The organism is Micromonospora sp. RV43, from assembly GCF_001029515.1.
GTDB classification, from domain to species: domain Bacteria; phylum Actinomycetota; class Actinomycetes; order Mycobacteriales; family Micromonosporaceae; genus Micromonospora; species Micromonospora aurantiaca.
This window is the reverse complement of sequence record NZ_LEKG01000051.1, coordinates 21241-40585: the sequence shown is the minus strand read 5'-3', so window position 1 is coordinate 40585 and position 19345 is coordinate 21241. Positions and strand designations below refer to the sequence as shown.

Genomic DNA, 19345 nt, shown 5'->3' with positions numbered 1-19345 from the left:
CCCCTCCCTCCCACCTTCGCGATCTTGCAGTTTCCGCCCGTCCAAAAGCCACCAATGCCGCACCTCGGGGGCCGAAACTCCATCATCGACGGACCGGTAGGGGCGAGGTCAGCGGAGGAGGCGGAACAGGAGGAGGTAGAGGCAGAAGAAGGACGGGGAGACCAGCGCGCAGATCACGAAACCCAGCGGCACGTACCGTCCGGCCGAGGGCGCGTCGCCCTCCACCGCCGGGCGGCCCCAGCGGGCGAGCACCACCTGACCGGCCACGAAGGACATCAACGGCACGCCCGCGCAGCTCAGCGCCGCCACCAGGTCCAGCCCGCTCACCGGCAGCGACGAACCCACTATCGCGATCAGCATCAGCAGCGAACCGGCGAGCGCGCAGCCCGCGTACACCACCACCGCCCGCGCCGGCGCGGACCAGGTGGGCAGCAGCACCGGCGTGCGGGCCAGCGCGTCGGCCTGCTGCCCGAACACGTCGGCCTCCTCGGCGAGCCGCCCCGCCGCCGCCAGCTCCCCCGCCGGGTCGCCGGCCCGCGGCGCCGGAACACCACCCGATGGGTACGCCCCGACCTCCGGCCGCCCCGGCGCGTCGGCTACGCCGCCGGTCACCCCGTCCCCCGGTCCGGGCGCGGGACCTGGTGCTCCCCCACCGGCCACCATCGCCGGTGCCGGCTCCTCCGCCGGGACCGAGGTCATCGGCACACCGATCGCCTGCCCGAGCCGGTCGAGGTGCTGCCCCTGGGCGGCGAGCCGCTGCCCGACCGAGTCGACGGCGGCCTGGAGGCCGCGGCGGCGCTCCGCCTCGGCGGCGATCTCCCGCTCCCCGCCCCGCTGCCGGGTGGACAGCTCCCGCAGCAGCGCCGCGTACTCGTCGAACCCGCTCATGGAACATCACTCCCGGCGGCGAACGGCACGATCAGCGCGGTGCGGTGCTCGTGCCGGTCGACGAGCAGGGCGCGTCCCTCGCGCGGGACGTACGCGAGGTCGTGCACGCCGAGGTGCAGGCCCAGGTCGGCGGCGGGGACGTTCAGCGCGACCAGGCCGGTCACGTCGTCGCGGTGCCCACTGCCGCCCAGGTCGTCGGCGAGCCGGCGCAGCCCGCGCCACCAGCCGAGCACGTGCACACCGCGCGACGGTCCCTGGCGCAGCACGGCGCGCAGGTCGTCGTACCCGGATCGGAACGTCGCCGGGTCGGAGGCGGCGAGCGTCGTGGCGGCGGCGTCCATCCCGAACACCACGAGGTAGGTGCGCCCGGCCGCCGGGGCGTCCCCGGCGGCGGCCTCGGCGAGCTGGGCGCGCAGCGCGCCGGCGTCGAGGCGCCGGACCGGATGCCCGGCGGCGGCCAGTGTCATGGCCAGGTCGTCGGCGGCGTCGGTAGTGCCCGGTGCCAGCGGCGCGAACAGGAACCGGGCGGTGCCGGGGGCGTGCTGGCGGGCCAGGGACAGGGTCGCCGACCGGAGCACGTCCGCGCCGGCCGCGGCGGTGCCGACCACCGCCAGGTGCCGGCCGGGGCTGGCGTCGAGCGCGAACCCGGCCGGGCTGCCGGGGACGTCGACCACGCGGCCGACGAGCGCGTACGGCGGGTCGGCGCCCGGCGTCAGCGCCGCCCAGGCGGGGTCGTCGGTGAGCCGGGGCGTCTCGTGTCCCCGGAAGACGGCAGGCGGGCGTGACCCGGCCGGGCGGGCCGCGTGCAGCTCGTGGCGCAGCGCCGCGAGGTCGGCCGAGGCGGCGTGCGCGTCCGGGAACCGCACCTCGGCGTCCGAGCCGGGCGCGCCCGCGCCGGTGTTCACCACTGCGGTGCCGACGGTGAGCCCGCGTGCGGCGTCGTTGCGCGGATCCAGCACGGCGTCGCCGCCGGGCAGCGCGATCCGCAGCGGGAACTGCCCGAAGATCGCCTCGGCCCGGCCGTAGAGCGCCTCGATGCCGGTGGTGCTCTGGCTCGCCAGCACCAGGTGCAGGCCGTACGAGCGGCCCTTGCGGGCCAGTTCCTCGATCAGGTCGACGGCCTGCCGGGCCAGCGCGTCGTTGCCGGCGAACAGCACGTGGAACTCGTCGACGACTGTGACGATCCGGGGCGGCCGGGCGTTCGGCGGCAGGTCGGCCAGGCGGCTGACGCCGTGCCGCTTCAGCAGGTCGGCGCGGCGGCCCAGTTCGGCGCGCAGCTCGCGCAGCACCGCCACGCCGTACTCGCGGTCGGACTCGATGCCCACCGCGTCGGCGTGCGGCAGCCAGGTGGGGTCGCGGTCGGTGGGCACGAACTCGGTGAAGCTGACGCCCTCCTTGAAGTCGAGCAGCATCAGCCGCAGCTCGGCCGGGGAGTAGCGGGCGGCCAGCCCGTACAGCACGTCGAGCAGCAGCACCGTCTTGCCGGCGCCGGTCCGCCCGCCGATCAGCCAGTGCGGGGTGGCGTCGTCGAACGCCACGCTCAGCGGACGGCGGCCGGCCCGGCCGAGCACGGTACGCAGCCCGGACGCGGCGGACCCGGCCCAGCGCTGCGCGGGCAGCAGGTCGGTGAACGTGACGCCGTCCTGATCGGCGGCCTCGGCGTACCGGCGGGCCAGCGCGGTGACAGTGGCGTGCGAGGGGTCGCCGTCGAGCACCACGGGTGCGGCCAGCCCGCTGCCGTCGGTGCTGAACGGGCGCCCGGGCGGGTCGCCGACGAGCGTGTACCGCTCGGTGACGCGAAGCTGGGTGGTGGCGCCCAGCGGCGGAGCCGCGCTCGGCCCGGCCGGTGGGTGGCCGGCCAGCAGCACGCAGACGGCCGCGGCCGGGCCAGCGTGGGTGAGCGCGGCAAGCCGGGCCAGCTCCCGGGGCGGTGGCGCGGACGCGGCGACCACCACCAGCAGCTCGCGGTCCTCCGGCGCGGACCGCTGGGCGGTACGGGCGTGCCGCTCGGCCAGGTCGAGCAGGGCCGTCGTCTCCGCCTCGGTGGTCGCCGCCGCGGCGAGCACCCCGGCGTCCTGGAGCGGGCGCAACGGCAGGAACGCCGCGCCGAAGGCGGCCTGGTCGATGCCGGCCACCCGGATCGCGCCGGCCGGCGCGGCGGTCAGCAGCCGTACCACCACCGCCCGCAGCAGCTCGCCGACGCGCGGGTCACGGGCGTCCGCGTCGACGGCCAGGTGCGCGCCCGCGCCGACCGGCACGAGCACCGGGAACGCGCCGTCGACAGTGGTCGCGGCGCCGAGGCGTACCGGAACGGGGTGGGTCGCGACGCGGGCGGTGCCGGGCACCGCGGCGGCCAGCTCACCGCCGAGGCGGGCCAGCCGCGCCACCAGCTCCGGGCTGCCCACCGGCGCCGGGCCCGCGGCGCCCAGCAGCCGCCGGGCCGCCTCCCAGTGCCGCACCGCCTGCCGATGCCGATCGACCGCCTGCCGGTACGCCGCCGCGAGTCTGCCCACCGTCCGCCCTCCGACGTTTGCGATCGAAGGGAACCCTAACGGACGCGCGCCGCACCGGCACGGGGCGCTCCGCACCGGGGATTCGTCCACTGTTCACCCGGCTACGGACGGGCGCGCCGCACGCCGTTCCCCCGGCCCGGTTTGCCTTCCCCCAGGCAATCGTGCGCACAGGAAGGCAACGACGTGACCACCTCACCTCTCTCCCGGCGGTCCCTGCTGCGCGGCGGCGTGGCCGGCGGACTCGGCATCATGGTGGCCGGCAGCCTGGAGGCGATCGCCGGACCGGCAGCGGCCCGGCCCGCGTGCCGCCCCGCCGTCGGCTACGGCGACCTGGTGCCGGACCCGGCCGGCCTGCTGGCGCTGCCGCCGGGCTTCTCGTACACGGTCGTCGCGCAGGCGGGCGCGACGCTGCTGGAGTCCGGGCAGCCCACCCCGAGCGACGCGGACGGCACCGGCTGCTTCCGCGGCCCGCACGGCTCGGTGCTGGTGAACAACCACGAGATCGGCGGCGACGAGCCGTACCCGGTGCCGGCACTGCCCGGCCTCACCTACGACCCGGGCGCCCGCGGCGGCACCACCACCATCGAGGTGGACCGGCACGGGCGGCGGCTGCGCGAGTACGTGAGCGTGGCCGGCACGCACAACAACTGCGCCGGTGGCATCACCCCGTGGGGCACGTGGCTGACCTGCGAGGAGACCGAGCAGCGGGCCGGTGGGCGGTTCCTGAAGGACCACGGGTACGTCTTCGAGGTCGACCCGCACGACCGGTCCGCCAACACCGACCCGGTGCCGCTGACGTTCCTCGGGCGGTACTCCCACGAGGCGGTGGCCGTCGACCCGTACACCCATTCGATCTACCTGACCGAGGACGCGAGCGGGCCCAACGGCCTGTACTTCCGGTGGACGCCGCCGCCCGGCTTCCGGGCCGGCAAGGGCGCGCTGCGGGCGCTGGCCCAGCGACCCGACGGCGGCACCGCCGGCAGCCTCGCGGCGATGCGCTGCCTGCGCGGCGACGACCACGTGGCCGACCTGTCCGAGGCCACCACGCCCGGCACCCGCTACCGGGTGGAGTGGGTCGAGGTGCCGGACCGCGACGCCCGGACCGTGTCGGTACGCAAGCAGTTCACCGACGCCGAGGTGACCCGCAGCCGCAAGCTGGAGGGCGCCTGGTGGGGCGACGGCGGCGCGTACTTCGTGGCCAGCTACGCCCGACACGACGACGGCAGCGCCAACGAGCACGACGGGCAGGTGTGGTTCTACGACCCGCGCCGCCAGACCGTGACGCTGAAGACCATCTTCGGGGTGAACACCGACCCGGAGGCCGACACCGGCAACTACGACGGGCCGGACAACATCACCGTGTCGCCGTACGGCGGGGTGATCCTGGCCGAGGACGGCGAGGGCGTGTCGCACCTGGTCGGCGTCACCGAGCAGGGCAAGGCGTACCCGCTGGCCCGCAACGAACTGAACGACAGCGAGTTCACCGGGCCGACGTTCAGCGCGGACGGGAAGACTCTGTTCGCCAACATCCAGTCACCGGGGTACGTGTTCGCGATCACCGGACCGTGGGGGCGGCCTGGTAACGGGCACCGCTGAGCGGGTGGCCGGCGGTTCCCGGGCGGGAGCCGCCGGCCGATCCGCCTCTCCTCGGCGATCTTGCACCTGCGGCCCCGAAGAATGGGTGCATGAGCCGCATTTCGCCGCCCGAAAGTGCAAGATCGGCGCACTGGACCGCGCCGACGGTTGTCCGCGCGACGCTCTCGGCGATCGCGGAGTACGGCGGGGTCGGCTGAACCCGGCCGCACCCGCCCCTTCCTCCCGCACAGAGCAGCCCTTGATGCGTCACGTCAACAAACGGCCGGACGTATCAATTCATGCCCGCCGGCGGGCGCAGGCCGTCCAGCGCGATGGCCAGGACGCGGTCCCGCTGGGCCGGGTCCGGGAACTGGTACGCGGCGAGGCCGCTGATCAGCCGGATCACGTCGTCGAAGCCGGCGTCCGGCCGAGCTTCCCCGGCGGCCTGGGCGCGGCGCAGCAGCGGCTCGCCGGTCGCGTAGATCTCGGTGCGGCAGCTGCGGAACACCTCGGAGTCGTGCACCAGCTCCTCGGCCAGCGCCCGCTTGGTGGCCACGTAGGCGACGAACCGGTGCAGCCAGCCGACCAGGGCGTCCCACGGGGGCTCGTCGGCCAGGTCGGCGGCGGAGGCGCTGAGCGCGCGCACCTCCTCGACGTAGACCGCCTCGAAGAGGTCCCGCCGCTGCGGGAAGTTGCGGTAGAGCGTGCCGATGCCCACGCCCGCCCGGCGGGCGATCTCCTCCAGCGACGCGCCCGCGCCGTGCTCGCCGAAGACCTCGCGGGCGGCGGCGATCAGCGCGTCGTAGTTGCGGCGGGCGTCGGCCCGCTTGGGGCGGCGCGCGAAGACCTCGCCGGACACGTCGGCGTCAGCCATGAGGCGCGTCACCCCTTCCGCCTTGCAACCGGAGGCACCCCTCCGCTAGGTTAATGGAGGCAAGCCTCCGGTTACTGACCGGAGCCACCCCTCCGGATAGCTTACTCCGGACTTCCGGCCGCCCTCCGGCCACGCGATCCTCGCGCCACGACACGGACCCGGGAGGTCCCACCATGCCCGCCGACCGCTGAGCGCCCGCACGACCCGGCCGCCACCGCCGCACGACTGCGCGAGCGGCCACCAGTCTCGTACCGACAACGGGGAGTTCTCCCACATGATCCACTCATCAGGGCGCGGCTCGCGCCGACTCACCTTCCTCGTGCTGGCCGCCGGCACCGGATTCTTCGCGATGCTCCAGTCGCTGATCACTCCGGTGCTGCCCACCATCCAGCACGACCTGCACACCTCGCCCAACACGGTGACCTGGGTGCTCACCGCGTACCTGCTCTCCGCGTCCGTCTTCACGCCGATCGTCGGCCGCATCGGCGACATGGTCGGCAAGGAGAAGACACTCGTCTTCTCGCTCGCCGCGCTCGCGCTGGGCTGCCTGCTGGCAGCCGTCGCCCCCAGCATCGGCGTGCTGATCGCCGCCCGCGTGGTGCAGGGCATCGGCGGCGCCGTCTTCCCGCTCTCGTTCGGCATCATCCGCGACGAGTTCCCGGCCGCCCGGGTCAGCTCGGCGGTGGCCTCGATCTCCGCGGTCGTGGCAGTCGGCGGCGGGCTGGGCGTGGTGCTGGCCGGGCCGATCGTGGCCACCCTGGGCTACCGGTGGCTGTTCTGGATCCCGCTGGTGGTGGTCGGGCTGACCGCGCTCGCCGCGCACCGGTTCGTGCCGCGCTCGCCGGTACGCACCCCGGGCCGGATCAACTGGCTCAGCGCCGTACTCCTGTCCGGCTGGCTGGTGGCGCTGCTGCTGCCGGTCAGCAAGGGCGCCGCGTGGGGTTGGGGCTCCGGCCGGGTGGTCGGGCTGCTGGCGCTGGCCGCGGCGCTCGCGGCCGCCTGGCTGGCGACCGAGGCCCGGGCCGCGAACCCGCTGATCGACCTGCGGATGATGCGCCTGCCCGCGGTCTGGACCACGAACCTCGTCGGGCTGCTCTACGGCGCCTCGATGTTCGCCGTCTACGCGTTCCTGCCGCAGTTCGCGCAGATCCCGACCAGCGCCGGCTACGGCTTCGGCGCCAGCGTCACCCAGGCCGGACTGCTGATGCTGCCGATGCTCGTCGGCATGTTCGTGGCCGGCCTGCTGGCCGGACGGCTGCAGTCCCGGTTCAGCGCCAAGGCGCAGCTGAGCACCGGCGCGGTGTTCAACGTGGCGGCCGCCGCCATGCTGACCGTCGCGCACGACACCCGCTGGCAGGTCGGGATCGCCGGCGGTCTGGTGGGCCTCGGCATCGGGCTGGCGTTCGCCTCGATGGCCAACCTGATCGTGGCGAACGTGCCGGCCGGGCAGACCGGCGCGGCGACCGGCATGAACGCCAACATCCGTACCATCGGCGGCGCGATCGGCGCGGCGCTCGCCAGTGCCGTGATCACCGCGAATCCGCAGCCGAGCGGGCTGCCCCGGGAGGCCGGTTTCACGGCGGGCTTCCTGCTGCTCACCGGCATCTCGGTGGCCGCGGCGCTGGCCGCGCTCGCCGTACCCTCCGGTCGCCGCCGGTGGCCCCGGCGGCGGATCGGGCCGGCGGTGCCGGACCTGGCGCCGGTGCCGGCCGCGGAGCTGGTCCCGGCCCGCTGACCTCAAGGGGTACGAGCAGACGAGAGCCCCGCCCGGCGCGTGCCGGGCGGGGCTCCGCGGTGCCGGCCGCCTTCGCGGCTACGGTCCGAGCGGCGCGAGAAATGATCCTTGCCTCCCTGGCTGCCCAGCACGGCGACCTCGAACCCCAACCATGATCACGAATGGCGGCTGTGCACTAGCGTGGTGCGACGCGGCAGCCGGGGTCGGGGCCGGTGTCGGCCACGCCGCAGTGGAACACCTCGACCGGGGCGGCGTCCACGTCGGGCACCTTCGCCACGGTGAGCAGCGCCAGCCGCTTCGCCACCGGTTCGCCTGAGTCCGGGGCGTACCGGATGAGGCCGCTGACCCCCGGGTAGCCGCCGGCGGCGTTCTGCCGCAGCACCTCGGCGTGCACCCCGACCGGGTTGACCGAGCGGGGCTCCCAGCGGCGGCCGGTGTCGGCGTGGCGCAGCCGGGCGGCGAGGCTCTCCAGCGCGCGTACCGTCATCATGGTGGCGTCGTAGGCCAGGCTGACCCGCTCGCCGACCGGCGGGCCGGTCCCGGCGCGGCATCGGGGCGGGTCGAGCAGGCCGTCCGCGCCGATCCAGGTGAGGAAACTGCCCCGGGCGTCGTCGCGCCCGGCCTGCGCGGCCCGCAGCGACGCGCAGGTGGCCAGCGCGGCCTTCGACACGTACGTGACCGGCAGGTTGCCCGGCGCGCTGGCACGCAGCCCCGGGTTGGCCATGTAGCGGTTCACCGAGTCGTCGGCGACCAGGTGCCGGGGCGGATTCGCGCCGCACTCCTTGAGCGCGCGCATGAACCCGTCGAACTCCGACCAGCGGCCGGCGAAGAAGAGCATCCCCGGGTAGCCGCACTCCTGGGTGAGCCGCCGCCCGCTGCGCCACTCGTCGAGCCGGGTGATCCGGTCGCCGAAGCGTTCCCGCAGGCCGTCGACGAGGGTGGCGACGTACAGGTCGTCGGTGAGCGAGCTGCCCTCGCCGGTGGTCCAGTAGACGTGCGCCTCCCCCACCCGCAGCACCTGCCGGGCGTACGCCTCGACCATCCGGGCCTGGTCCCGGTTCGGCGCCGACATGGCCAGGTAGAGGCTGGAGTTGGCGTCCATCCGGTCGGCCGACAGCGTGGGGGCGAGCACCGGCAGGCCGACCCGGTTGAGTTCGCGCAGCGCCGCCGCCGTGCTGGTGCGGCTGTCCACCAGCCCGACCACGCCGAGCACTGTGGGGTCGTCGCGGGCCAGCCCTTCCAGCATCCGCACCGCGTCGTCGGCGTGCCGCATCTGCCGCCCGGCGTTCGCCACCACGATGTGCAGCAGCGCCGCGTCGTCCGCCGCCGCCGACTCCTGGAGCAGGGCGTACTGGGCGGTGGCCATGCCATCCAGTTCCTCCCGCTCGGAGACGTAGGACTCCTCGTCCGCGCGGGTCCGGTTGCCGGTGAGGCTGCCCAGGTAGACAAGCGTCAGGTAGGGGCGGCGGTGCTCGCTGCGCCGCCACACCTCCTCGGCGGCCCGGTTCTGGGCGAAGATGCGCCGCTGCACGGCGCGCAGCCGGTCCTGCCCGGGTTCGCTGTTGAAGACCTGCCCGGCGGTGTCGCTGTACCCGACGCACTCGCCGCCGACGAGCCGGACGGCGACCCGGTCGGTGGGCCAGGGGCGGCAGTCAGGCGCCCACCGCCCGTGCGCCCACACGCCCAGCCCGGCGACGAGCGCCAGGGCCACCGCGGCGGGCAGGAACCGCCGCGCCCACCAGGGCGGGTCGGGTGCGACAAGGGCCGGCGGGATGCCTCCCACCGGGGCGTCGACGTCCCGGTCGTCCGCCTCCAGCAGCATCAGCCAGGCGCCGGAGCGACGCAGCCGGCGGTTCTCCGGCAGCGCCTCGGCCCACTCCTCGTACGCCTCCTCGGCCTCGGCCAGCGGCCGGGAAGCGGCCGGTTCCGGCGGCGGGTCGGCGGCGACCGCGACGACGAGCAGCGGGTCGTTGCGGCCGGTCTCGTTGCGCACCTCGTCGACGAGCCGGACCAGCGTGTGCCCGACGTTGTCCGGCCGCGCGCCGTCGAGCACCAGCACCGGATAGGCGGTGCGGCGCCAGTCCCCGGGCCGCCAGAACCGCCGCCGGTACGCCAGGCGCAGGTCCTCCAGGAACGCGTGCAGCAGCAGCTTCTCCACCTGGGCCGGGTGTTCGCCGTCGCGCCAGCCGGCGGTGAGCCGCTCGGCGAAGCCGAGGAACGTCACCGACTGCCGGGGCGCCAGGTACTGCTGGCGCATGAACCAGCGGTACTGCCGTCCGACGAGCGGCACCCGGCCGGAGACGGCGATCCGGAACACGACGCCGGGCACGGCCCGCCACAGCAGCCAGAGCAGCAGGTGCAGCGCGGCGCCGAGGCCGGAGTCGCCGCCGACCTGGGGGTCGTCACCGGTCCGCCGTCCCCGCCAGTCCCGCAGCCGGCGGACCAGCGCGGCCCGGCCGCTGTCGGCGGCGTCCAGGTCCACGGCGAGCGTCTGGTGCATCAGCCAGTCGGCCAGCGGGTAGTGCCGGAACCGCAGCCGGGGCGCGCCGAACGCCTCCACTGAGAGTTGCCGGTGCAGTTCCTGCAGCACGGCTGCGACGTCGTCGCCGGCCGGGCGGCCGGTCAGGTCCAGCACTACGTGCGGCACCCGGCGCCCGGCCCGGCGCGCCGCGAAACGCCGTAGCAGGGCCGCGACCGCGCCGTCCCCGGTGGGCCGGACCAGCCAGAGCAGCGGGAGCCGGCGGTCGCCGCGGCGTGGACGCCGCAGCAGCCGGGCCAGCAGGGTGAGCAGTTCCGGGCCACCGGCCGGGAGTTGCTCGCGGACCGGCCGCGGCCGGGTCGCCGGTTCACGCATGGTCACCTCCGGGTCGCATGCGGTGTCGCACCATTGTCGACGTTCGATGCAACCCGGCACGGCGGGGCCCCGCTCGACGGACGGGTGTCGAGCGGGCCCTCCTCGCGTGCGGATCAGCCGATGGCGGCGGTCAGCGCGGCCAGGTAGCCGTAGCGGTAGCCGTTCGCGTTCGGGTGGTACGCCTCGATGACGCCGCTGACGTCGCGGATCCACGGCTCGGCGGCGCACACGCCGTGCCCGGCGAAGAACGGCCGCGCGTCGACGAAGGTGCCCCCGGCGGCGGCGGCCCGGCCGGAGATGACGCCGTTGAGCGTGTCGGCGGCCTGGTTGAGGATGGTGCGCTTGTAGCTGCTCATGGCGAGCAGTCCACAGGAGCCGGTCTCGAACAGCCGCGGGTAGCCGAGCACCACCAGCCGGGCGTTCGGGGCCCGGTTGCGGATCGCGGTGTACGTGGCGTCGAGCCGGGCGGGCAGCGTGGCGGTGGCGAACGCCTTCGACTCGTTCACCGCGCTCTCGCAGCTGGACGTGCTGCCGAAGCGGCAACTGGTCATCACGTCGGCGAAGCCCGCGTCGTTGCCGCCGATGGTGATGGTGACCAGCGTGGTGCTGCTGCTGAGCTGGCCGACCTGGTTGGCCAGCACGTCGGCGGTGACCGCGCCGCCGCAGGCCGGGAACTTGAAGCTGGTGACCGAATGGGCGGCCGCCCAGAGCGGGGCGTACGACTTCTGGCTGCGCAGGCAGGTGGACAGGTCGTACGGGCCGGCGCCGACCCCGGAGGAGTAGGAGTCGCCGAGGGCGACGTAGTTGACGGTGGCCGCCCGGGCGGCGCCGGGCAGGAGCACGGCGCCGAGTACGGCCGCCAGGAGGGCGGCGAACACGGTACGGACGCGACGGGGCATGGCAGAGCCTCCACGGGGCAGGGGTGGTGGAGCCCGTTGACCGCGCGCGTGGCCGAGGGATCGGTGCTGTTACTGGTCGGTAATGCTATCGAAACATTCGTCGAAATTGAATAGCCCCGATCGGCCGGACAGGACAGATACGTTCACATGTGTCGATTAGTTTGACGGTGACGACACCCGACGGAGGGAGTCCCACCGTGCGACGCGCACTCACGGCGGCCATCGCCGCCCTGACCCTCACCGCAGCCGGCACCACAGTGACCGGTGCCCCCGGCCAGGCCGCCCCCACCGGGTGGGGCCGGCCGCAACCCGCGGCGGCCACCCCGACGCCGGGCAGCCCCGGGCTGGGCGACAGCTACTTCCCCGACTACGGCAACGGCGGCTACGACGTCGGCCACTACGACATACGGCTGCGCTACGAGCCGGCCACCGACCGGCTCAGCGGCACCACCACGATCCTCGCCACCGCCACGAAGGACCTGTCCCGGTTCAACCTGGACTTCGCCCTCGACGTCGAGTCGGTGCGGGTGAACGGGTGGGTCGCCGGGTTCGCCCGGGCCGGCGACCACGAGCTGGTGATCACTCCGGCCCGGCCGCTGACGAAGGGCCAGCAGCTCACCGTCGTGGTGAGGTACGCCGGCGTGCCGTCGCAGACCACCGTCTACGGCTACACCGCGTGGACGCGTACCGCCGACGGGGCGCTCGCCGTCAACGAGCCCGAGTCGGCCTGGTGGTGGTACCCGAGCAACGACCACCCGAAGGACAAGGCCACCTGGGACGTCTCGGTGTCGGTGCCGACCGGCGTCGAGGTGATCAGCAACGGCGTGCAGCCGCGCGACCCGCTGCCCGAGGCCGGCAACCGCACCCGGTGGAGCTGGCGCAGCGTCAAGCCCGGCGCCACGTACCAGGCGTTCCTCGCGATCGGGCAGTACGACATCGTCACCGGCACCGCGCCGAACGGGCAGCCGGTGGTGAACGCGTACAGCACCACGCTCGGCGAGCGCCTGCCGGCCGCGCGGGCCAGCATCGAACGCACCGCCGAGATCGTCGACTGGGAGAGCGGGCTGTTCGGCCCGTACCCGTTCGAGGCGCAGGGCGGCGTGGCCGGGCCCGTCGACGGCATCGGCTTCGCCCTGGAGACGCAGACCCGCCCGGTGTACGGGCCGGGCTTCTGGCGGCGCGGCGCCAACACGTACGTGGTGGTGCACGAGAACGCCCACCAGTGGTTCGGCGACTCGGTGTCGGTGGCGGACTGGCGGCACATCTGGCTCAACGAGGGCTTCGCGTCGTACGCCGAGTGGCTCTGGTCGGAGGAGCAGGGCGAGGGCACCGCGCAGGAGCTGTTCGACTTCACGTACGACAGCTACCCGGCCGACTCCGAGTTCTGGCAGGTGCGCCCCGGCGCCCCGGGCCCGAGCGGCATCTTCGACGCCGCCGTCTACGACCGGGGTGCGATGGCGCTGCACCAGATCCGGCTCGCCGTGGGCGACGCCGCGTTCTTCCGCATCCTGCGCACCTGGACGGCCAAGCGGCAGTACGGCGACGGCACCGTCGCGCAGTTCCAGGCGCTCGCCGAGCGGATCTCCGGACGGGACCTCGACGCGGTGTTCACCACCTGGCTGTTCACCCCCGGCCGGCCCGGCGTGGCCACCGCCGCGCGGACGACAGCCGCACCGGCGCAGCCGGCCTCGTGGGCGAAGATCCGGGCGGCGCACGACCTGCTCGGCCGCTGACCTCCGCCGCCGTCGCGGCGCGTCGTCCGCGGACGGCGGGCCGCGCGGCGGCGGATGTTAAGAAGGGCCCCCTCCTCTACCTGAGGCGTTAAGAGGGGGCCCTTCCTTTCACCTGGCGGCGAGCGGCTGGCGGGCCGGGTCGACAGGGGCGGGCAGCTCGCCCACCCCACCCAGGTACGCGTGGATCGCCGCCGCCGCGGCGCGTCCCTCGGCGATCGCCCAGACGATCAGCGAGGCGCCCCGGTGCATGTCACCGGCGACGAAGACGCCGTCGGCGGCCTGCCAGTCGGGGCCGGAGTCGATCGCGCCCCGGCGGTTGCGGGTCACCCCGAACTGGGCCAGCAACGGCTGCTGCTCGGTGCCCTCGAAGCCGATGGCGAGCAGCACCAGGTCGGCCGGGATCTCCCGCTCGGAGCCGGGCAGCGGCGTGACGATGCGACGACCGTCCACCTTCTCCACTGTCACCTCGGCGATCCGGACCGCGCGGACCCGGCCGGTGCCGTCGTCCACGAACTCCTGCACCGCGACGGCGAAGACCCGCTCGCCGCCCTCCTCGTGCGCCGGGTAGTTGCGCAGCACCCACGGCCAGGTCGGCCACGGGTCGCGCTCCGCGTCCCGCTCCGACGGCGGCTCCGGGTAGAGGTCGAGCTGGTGGACGCCGGCCGCGCCCTGCCGGTGCGCCACACCGAGGCAGTCCGCGGCGGTGTCGCCACCACCGATGATCACCACGTGCTTGCCGGCGGCGTCGATCGGCGTACCGTCGGGCAACGTCGCGAGAGCGGGCCGCCCGTCCCCGGCGGCGGCCACCACCCGGTTCGCGGCAACCAGGTGCGCCATCGCCTGGTGCACGCCGCGCAGCTCCCGGCCCGGCGTCTCCGGGGTGTCCCGGCCCTGCAACGCGCCGCAGGCCAGCAGCACCGCGTCGTGCTCGGCGCGCAACTGCTCGGCGGTCACGTCGACGCCGACGTCGACGCCGGTCCGGAAGTGCACACCCTCGGCGGTGAGCTGGGCCAGCCGCTTGTCGATGTGCTGCTTCTCCAGCTTGAAGTCGGGGATGCCGTAGCGGAGCAGGCCGCCGATCGCGTCGTCGCGCTCGTACACGGTGACCGTGTGACCGGCGCGGGCGAGCTGCTGCGCGGCGGCCAGCCCGGCCGGGCCGGAGCCGACCACCGCCACCGACCGCCCGGTCGGGGCGGAGGCGGGCCGGGGCCGCAGACCGTCGCGGGCCACCGCCGCGTCGGCGATCTCCACCTCGACCTGCTTGATGGTGACCGGCTGCTGGCCGCCGAGGCCGAGCACGCAGGCCGCCTCGCACGGCGCCGGGCAGAGCCGGCCGGTGAACTCGGGGAAGTTGTTCGTGGCGTGCAGCGACTCCACCGCGGCGTCCCAGTTGCCGGTGCGGACCAGGTCGTTCCAGTCCGGGATGCGGTTGCCCAGCGGGCAACCGTCGTGGCAGAACGGGATGCCGCAGTCCATGCACCGGGTGGCCTGCTCGCGGATCAGCTCCTCACCGGCCGGCGGGTAGACCTCGCGCCAGTCGGAGATGCGCACCGGCACCGGACGGCGGGCCGGCAGCCGCCGGTCGTAGCGCAGGAAACCGTTCGGGTCAGGCACGAGCCACCTCCTGGGCGACCGCCCGGGGCGCGGGCGGTACCGGCGCGGCCGACGGCACGCTGAGCGCGCTCATCACCGCGTCGTCGACGTCTCGGCCGGCGGCTTCGGCGGCCCGCATGATCTCCATGACCCGGCGGTAGTCCCGGGGCACCACTGCGGTGAACTCCTCCACCGCCTGCGGCCAGCGCTTGAGCAGGTCCTCGGCGACGGCCGAGTCCGTCTCGGCGAAGTGCCGCTGGACCAGCTCGTGCAGCCGGTCGCGTTCCTCGTCGCGCAGCGGCGACAGGTCGACCAGCTCGGCGTTCACCAGCCGCTGGTCGAGCCGGTGCACGAACGCGGTGCCACCGGACATGCCGGCGGCGAAGTTGCGCCCGGTCGGCCCGAGCACCACGACCGTGCCGCCGGTCATGTACTCGCAGCCGTGGTCGCCGAGGCCCTCGACCACCGCGACCGCGCCGGAGTTGCGCACCGCGAACCGCTCCCCCACCCGGCCGCGCAGGAACACCTCGCCGCCGGTGGCGCCGTACAGGATGGTGTTGCCGGCGATGATCTGGTCCTCGGCGCGGCGGCCCGGCGTGGCGTCCACGCCGACGAACGGTGCGTCGGCGTCCGGCCGGACCACGATCCGGCCGCCGGACAGTCCCTTGCCGACGTAGTCGTTGGCGTCGCCGTACAGGCGCAGCGTGACCCCGCGCGGCAGGAACGCGCCGAACGACTGGCCGGCGGTGCCGCGCAGCCGGAACTCGATCGTGTCGTCGGGCAGCCCGTCGCCGCCGAAGCGGCGGGTCACCTCGCCGCCGAGCATCGCGCCGACGCTGCGGTGCTCGTTGCGGACCTCGACCTCGACCCGGACCGGGGTACTGTCACGCAGCGCCGGCCCGGCCAGCTCGATGAGCCGGTTGTCCAGCGCCGCGTCGAGGCCGTGGTCCTGGGCGCGTACGCCCCGGCGGGCCGCGCCCTCGGGCAGTTCCGGCAGGTGCAGCACGCGGCTCAGGTCGAGCCCGTGGCCCTTCCAGTGGTCGATCGCGCCGGCCACGTCGAGCAGCTCGGTGTGGCCGATCGCCTCGTCGATGCTGCGGAAGCCCAGCTCGGCCAGGTAGCCGCGGACCTCCTCGGCGAGGAACAGGAAGAAGTTCTCCACGAACTCCGGCTTGCCGGTGAAGCGCTCACGCAGCACCGGGTTCTGGGTGGCGATGCCGACCGGACAGGTGTCCAGGTGGCACACCCGCATCATCACGCAGCCCTCGACGATCAGCGGCGCGGTGGCGAAGCCGAACTCCTCGGCGCCGAGCAGCGCCGCGATCAGCACGTCCCGGCCGGTCTTGAGCTGGCCGTCGACCTGCACCGTCACCCGGTCGCGCAGCTTGTTGAGCAGCAGCGTCTGCTGCGCCTCGGCCAGGCCCAGCTCCCACGGGGTGCCGGCGTGCTTGAGCGAGTTGAGCGGGGACGCGCCGGTGCCGCCGTCGTGCCCGGAGATCAGGATGACGTCGGCCTTGAGCTTGGCCACGCCCGCCGCGACGGTGCCCACGCCCACCTCGCTGACCAGCTTGACGTGCACCCGGGCGGCCGGGTTGACGCACTTCAGGTCGTGGACGAGCTGGGCCAGGTCCTCGATGGAGTAGATGTCGTGGTGCGGCGGCGGGGAGATCAGGCCGACGCCGGGGGTGGCGTGCCGGGTGCGGGCGATCCACGGCCAGACCTTGTTGCCTGGTAGCTGCCCGCCCTCGCCGGGCTTCGCGCCCTGCGCCATCTTGATCTGGAGGTCGTCGGCGTTGACGAGGTATTCGCTTGTCACGCCGAACCGGCCGCTGGCGATCTGCTTGACCGCGGAGCGCCGCGCCGGGTCGTGCAGCCGCTCGACGTCCTCGCCGCCCTCGCCGGTGTTGGACTTGCCGCCGAGCCGGTTCATCGCGATGGCGAGCGTCTCGTGCGCCTCCGCCGAGATCGACCCGTACGACATGGCGCCGGTGGCGAAGCGCTTGACGATCTCGGAGGCCGGCTCGACCTCGTCCAGCGGCACCGCCGGGCGTACGCCGGTGCGCAGCGTGAACAGCCCGCGCAGCGAGCCCGCCTGCGCGGCCAGCTCGTCGACCTTGGCGGTGTACTGCCGGAACACGTCGTACTGGCGGCTGCGGGTGGCGTGCTGGAGCAGGAAGACCGTCTCCGGGTTGAACAGGTGCAGTTCGCCCTCGCGGCGCCACTGGTACTCGCCGCCGACCTCCAGCCGGTCGGTGGCCTGCGCGCCCGGTGCCGGCCAGGCCCGCGCGTGCCGGGCCGCCACCTCGGCGTGGATCTCGTTCAGGCCGATGCCGCCGATGGTGCTCGGGGTGCCCCGGAAGTACCTGTGGACCAGGCGGGTGTCCAGGCCGACCGCCTCGAAGACCTGCGCGCCGCAGTACGACGACACGGTCGAGATGCCCATCTTGGACATGATCTTCAGGACGCCCTTGCCGAGCGCCTTGACGTAGTTGCGGACGGCCTTGACCCGGTCCACGCCGGCCAGCACGCCGGTGGAGATCATGTCCTCCACCGACTCGAAGGCCAGGTACGGGTTGACCGCCGCCGCGCCGTACCCGATCAGCACCGCCGCGTGGTGCACCTCGCGGCAGTCGCCGGACTCGACGATCAGCGCCACCTGGGTACGGGTCTGCTCGCGGACCAGGTGCTGATGCACCGCGGCGGTGAGCAGCAGCGACGGGATCGGCGCCAGGTCGGCGTTGGAGTCCCGGTCGGAGAGCACCAGGATGCGGACGCCGTCCTCGATCGCCTCGGAGACGTGCCGGCAGATCTCGGTCAGCCGCGCCTTGATGCCGGCGCCGCCGTCGCGCAGGCGGTAGAGCCCGGAGACCCGGACCGCCTTGAAGCCGGGCAGGTCGCCGTCCTCGTCGATGGACAGGATCTTGGCCAGCTCGTCGTTGTCGATCACCGGGTACGGCAGCACGATCTGCCGGCAGCTCGCCGGGCCCGGGTCGAGCAGGTTGCCCTCCGGCCCGATGGTGGACGCCAGGCTGGTCACCAGCTCCTCCCGGATGGCGTCCAGCGGCGGGTTGGTGACCTGCGCGAAGAGCTGATGGAAGTAGTCGTAGAGCAGACGCGGCCGGGTGGACAGCGGGGCGATCGGCGTGTCCGTGCCCATCGAGCCGATCGGCTCGGCGCCGCTGCGGGCCATCGGGCCGAGCAGGATCTTCAGCTCCTCCTCGGTGTAGCCGAACGTCTGCTGGCGGCGGCGTACCGAGTCGTGGGTGTAGACGGTGTGCTCGCGCGGCGGCAGGTCGTCCAGCTCGATCAGGCCGGCGTGCAGCCACTCCTGGTACGGCTGCTCGGCCGCCAGCTCGGTCTTGATCTCGTCGTCGGAGACGATCCGGCCGTTGACGGTGTCGACCAGGAACATCTTGCCCGGCTGGAGGCGGCCCTTGGCGACCACAGTGGCCGGGTCGAGGTCGAGCACGCCCGCCTCGCTACCGAGCACCACCAGGCCGTCGGCGGTGTGCCACCAGCGGCCGGGGCGCAGGCCGTTGCGGTCCAGCACCGCGCCGACGATCTCGCCGTCGGTGAACGCGACCGACGCCGGGCCGTCCCACGGCTCCATCAGGCTGGCGTGGAAGCGGTAGAACGCGCGCTTGTCGGCGCGCATGTCCGGGTCGTTCTCCCACGCCTCGGGGATCATCATGAGCACCGCGTGCGGCAGGCTCCGCCCGGCCAGGTGCAGCAGTTCGAGCACCTCGTCGAAGTTGGCCGAGTCGGACGCCGCGGGTGTGCACACCGGGAAGACCCGGCGGATGTTGCCCGGAATGCTCGGGCTGCGCAGCAGCGCCTCGCGGGCCTGCATCCAGTTCCGGTTGCCGCGGATCGTGTTGATCTCGCCGTTGTGCGCGATGAAGCGGTACGGGTGCGCCAGCGGCCAGGACGGGAACGTGTTCGTGGAGAAGCGCGAGTGCACCAGCGCGATGGCGCTGACCACCCGCTCGTCGGTCAGCTCCGGGTAGAACGCCGGGAGCTGGTCCGGGGTGAGCATGCCCTTCCACACCATGGTGCGGCCGGACAGCGACGGGAAGTACGCCGGCACGCCCCGCTCGGCGGTCTCCCGCTCGACCTGCTTGCGCAGGCAGAACGCCACCCGGTCCAGGTCGAGCCCGGTCAGCGGGGAGCCGGCCGGGCCGTCCGGCGAGCCGGTCAGCCGGTGCGCGGCCACGAACAGCTGCCGGACCCGGGGCATCGCCGCGAGCGCGGTCTCGCCCAGGCCGGACGGGTCGGTCGGCACCTCGCGCCAGCCGAGCACGTCGGCGCCCTCGACCAGCGCGTACTTGTCGACCACCTGGCGGGCGCGGGCCTCGGCCGCGTCGTCGTCGGGCAGGAACACCAGGCCGGTGGCGTACTGGCCGGCCGGGGGCAGCGGGAAGTCGACGGTGCCGCGCAGGAACGCGTCCGGCACCTGGATCATGATGCCGGCGCCGTCCCCGGTGTTGTGCTCCGCGCCCCGGGCGCCCCGGTGGTCCAGCCGGCACAGCGCCCCGAGGCCGTTCGCGACGACCTGGTGCGAGCGCCGCCCGTGCAGGTCGGCCACGAAGGCCACACCGCAGGCGTCGTGCTCGTACGCGGGGTCGTAGAGCCCGGTCGCCTGTGGGGCCGACTGCGGGCTGTGAGGGTACGGAAAGGCCAC

At 74.2% G+C, this 19345-nt stretch carries 10 protein-coding genes; 3 read left to right on the top strand and 7 right to left on the bottom strand.

Annotated features, from left to right (window positions below; translation table 11 throughout):
• Window positions 1–108 precede the first annotated feature (108 nt).
• Together ABD52_RS15095 and ABD52_RS15090 are read right to left on the bottom strand one after the other, a co-directional pair.
• Window positions 109–888, bottom strand: a complete 780-nt coding sequence (locus tag ABD52_RS15095; RefSeq protein ID WP_047892225.1) for a hypothetical protein — start codon at window positions 886–888, stop codon at window positions 109–111.
• Window positions 885–3401, bottom strand: coding sequence for an FtsK/SpoIIIE domain-containing protein (locus ABD52_RS15090; protein WP_082171299.1), 2517 nt, complete (start codon window positions 3399–3401; stop codon window positions 885–887). The genes ABD52_RS15095 and ABD52_RS15090 overlap by 4 nt, the downstream gene beginning before the upstream one ends.
• A 183-nt stretch (window positions 3402–3584) precedes the next feature.
• Here ABD52_RS15090 and ABD52_RS15085 point away from each other — a divergent pair, with 183 nt between their 5' ends.
• Window positions 3585–4997, top strand: coding sequence for an alkaline phosphatase PhoX (locus ABD52_RS15085; RefSeq protein ID WP_013475829.1), 1413 nt, complete (start codon window positions 3585–3587; stop codon window positions 4995–4997).
• 271 nt (window positions 4998–5268) lie between these two features.
• On the opposite strand, the gene ABD52_RS15080 is transcribed toward ABD52_RS15085, so the two are convergent.
• Window positions 5269–5850: a TetR/AcrR family transcriptional regulator gene (locus ABD52_RS15080; protein WP_030271987.1), complete on the bottom strand. Its 582-nt coding sequence runs from the start codon at window positions 5848–5850 to the stop codon at window positions 5269–5271.
• A gap of 274 nt (window positions 5851–6124) precedes the next feature.
• Here ABD52_RS15080 and ABD52_RS15075 point away from each other — a divergent pair, with 274 nt between their 5' ends.
• The gene (locus ABD52_RS15075) at window positions 6125–7585 is read left to right on the top strand and encodes an MFS transporter (protein ID WP_013287541.1); all 1461 of its coding nucleotides are present in this window, start codon (window positions 6125–6127) and stop codon (window positions 7583–7585) included.
• A gap of 175 nt (window positions 7586–7760) precedes the next feature.
• On the opposite strand, the gene ABD52_RS15070 is transcribed toward ABD52_RS15075, so the two are convergent.
• Together ABD52_RS15070 and ABD52_RS15065 are read right to left on the bottom strand one after the other, a co-directional pair.
• The gene (locus ABD52_RS15070) at window positions 7761–10439 is read right to left on the bottom strand and encodes a hypothetical protein (RefSeq protein WP_047892224.1); all 2679 of its coding nucleotides are present in this window, start codon (window positions 10437–10439) and stop codon (window positions 7761–7763) included.
• 113 nt (window positions 10440–10552) lie between these two features.
• Window positions 10553–11338, bottom strand: a complete 786-nt coding sequence (locus tag ABD52_RS15065) for an SGNH/GDSL hydrolase family protein (RefSeq protein WP_013287543.1) — start codon at window positions 11336–11338, stop codon at window positions 10553–10555.
• Between the two features lie 197 nt (window positions 11339–11535).
• Here ABD52_RS15065 and ABD52_RS15060 point away from each other — a divergent pair, with 197 nt between their 5' ends.
• Complete coding sequence (locus ABD52_RS15060; protein ID WP_047892223.1) at window positions 11536–13071, top strand: M1 family metallopeptidase; 1536 nt, start codon at window positions 11536–11538, stop codon at window positions 13069–13071.
• 108 nt (window positions 13072–13179) lie between these two features.
• On the opposite strand, the gene ABD52_RS15055 is transcribed toward ABD52_RS15060, so the two are convergent.
• Together ABD52_RS15055 and gltB are read right to left on the bottom strand one after the other, a co-directional pair.
• A complete protein-coding gene (locus ABD52_RS15055) occupies window positions 13180–14685 on the bottom strand; it encodes a glutamate synthase subunit beta (protein ID WP_047892222.1) in 1506 nt (501 codons plus the stop codon).
• Window positions 14678–19345: a glutamate synthase large subunit gene (gene gltB, locus ABD52_RS15050; RefSeq protein ID WP_047892221.1), complete on the bottom strand. Its 4668-nt coding sequence runs from the start codon at window positions 19343–19345 to the stop codon at window positions 14678–14680. The genes ABD52_RS15055 and gltB overlap by 8 nt, the downstream gene beginning before the upstream one ends.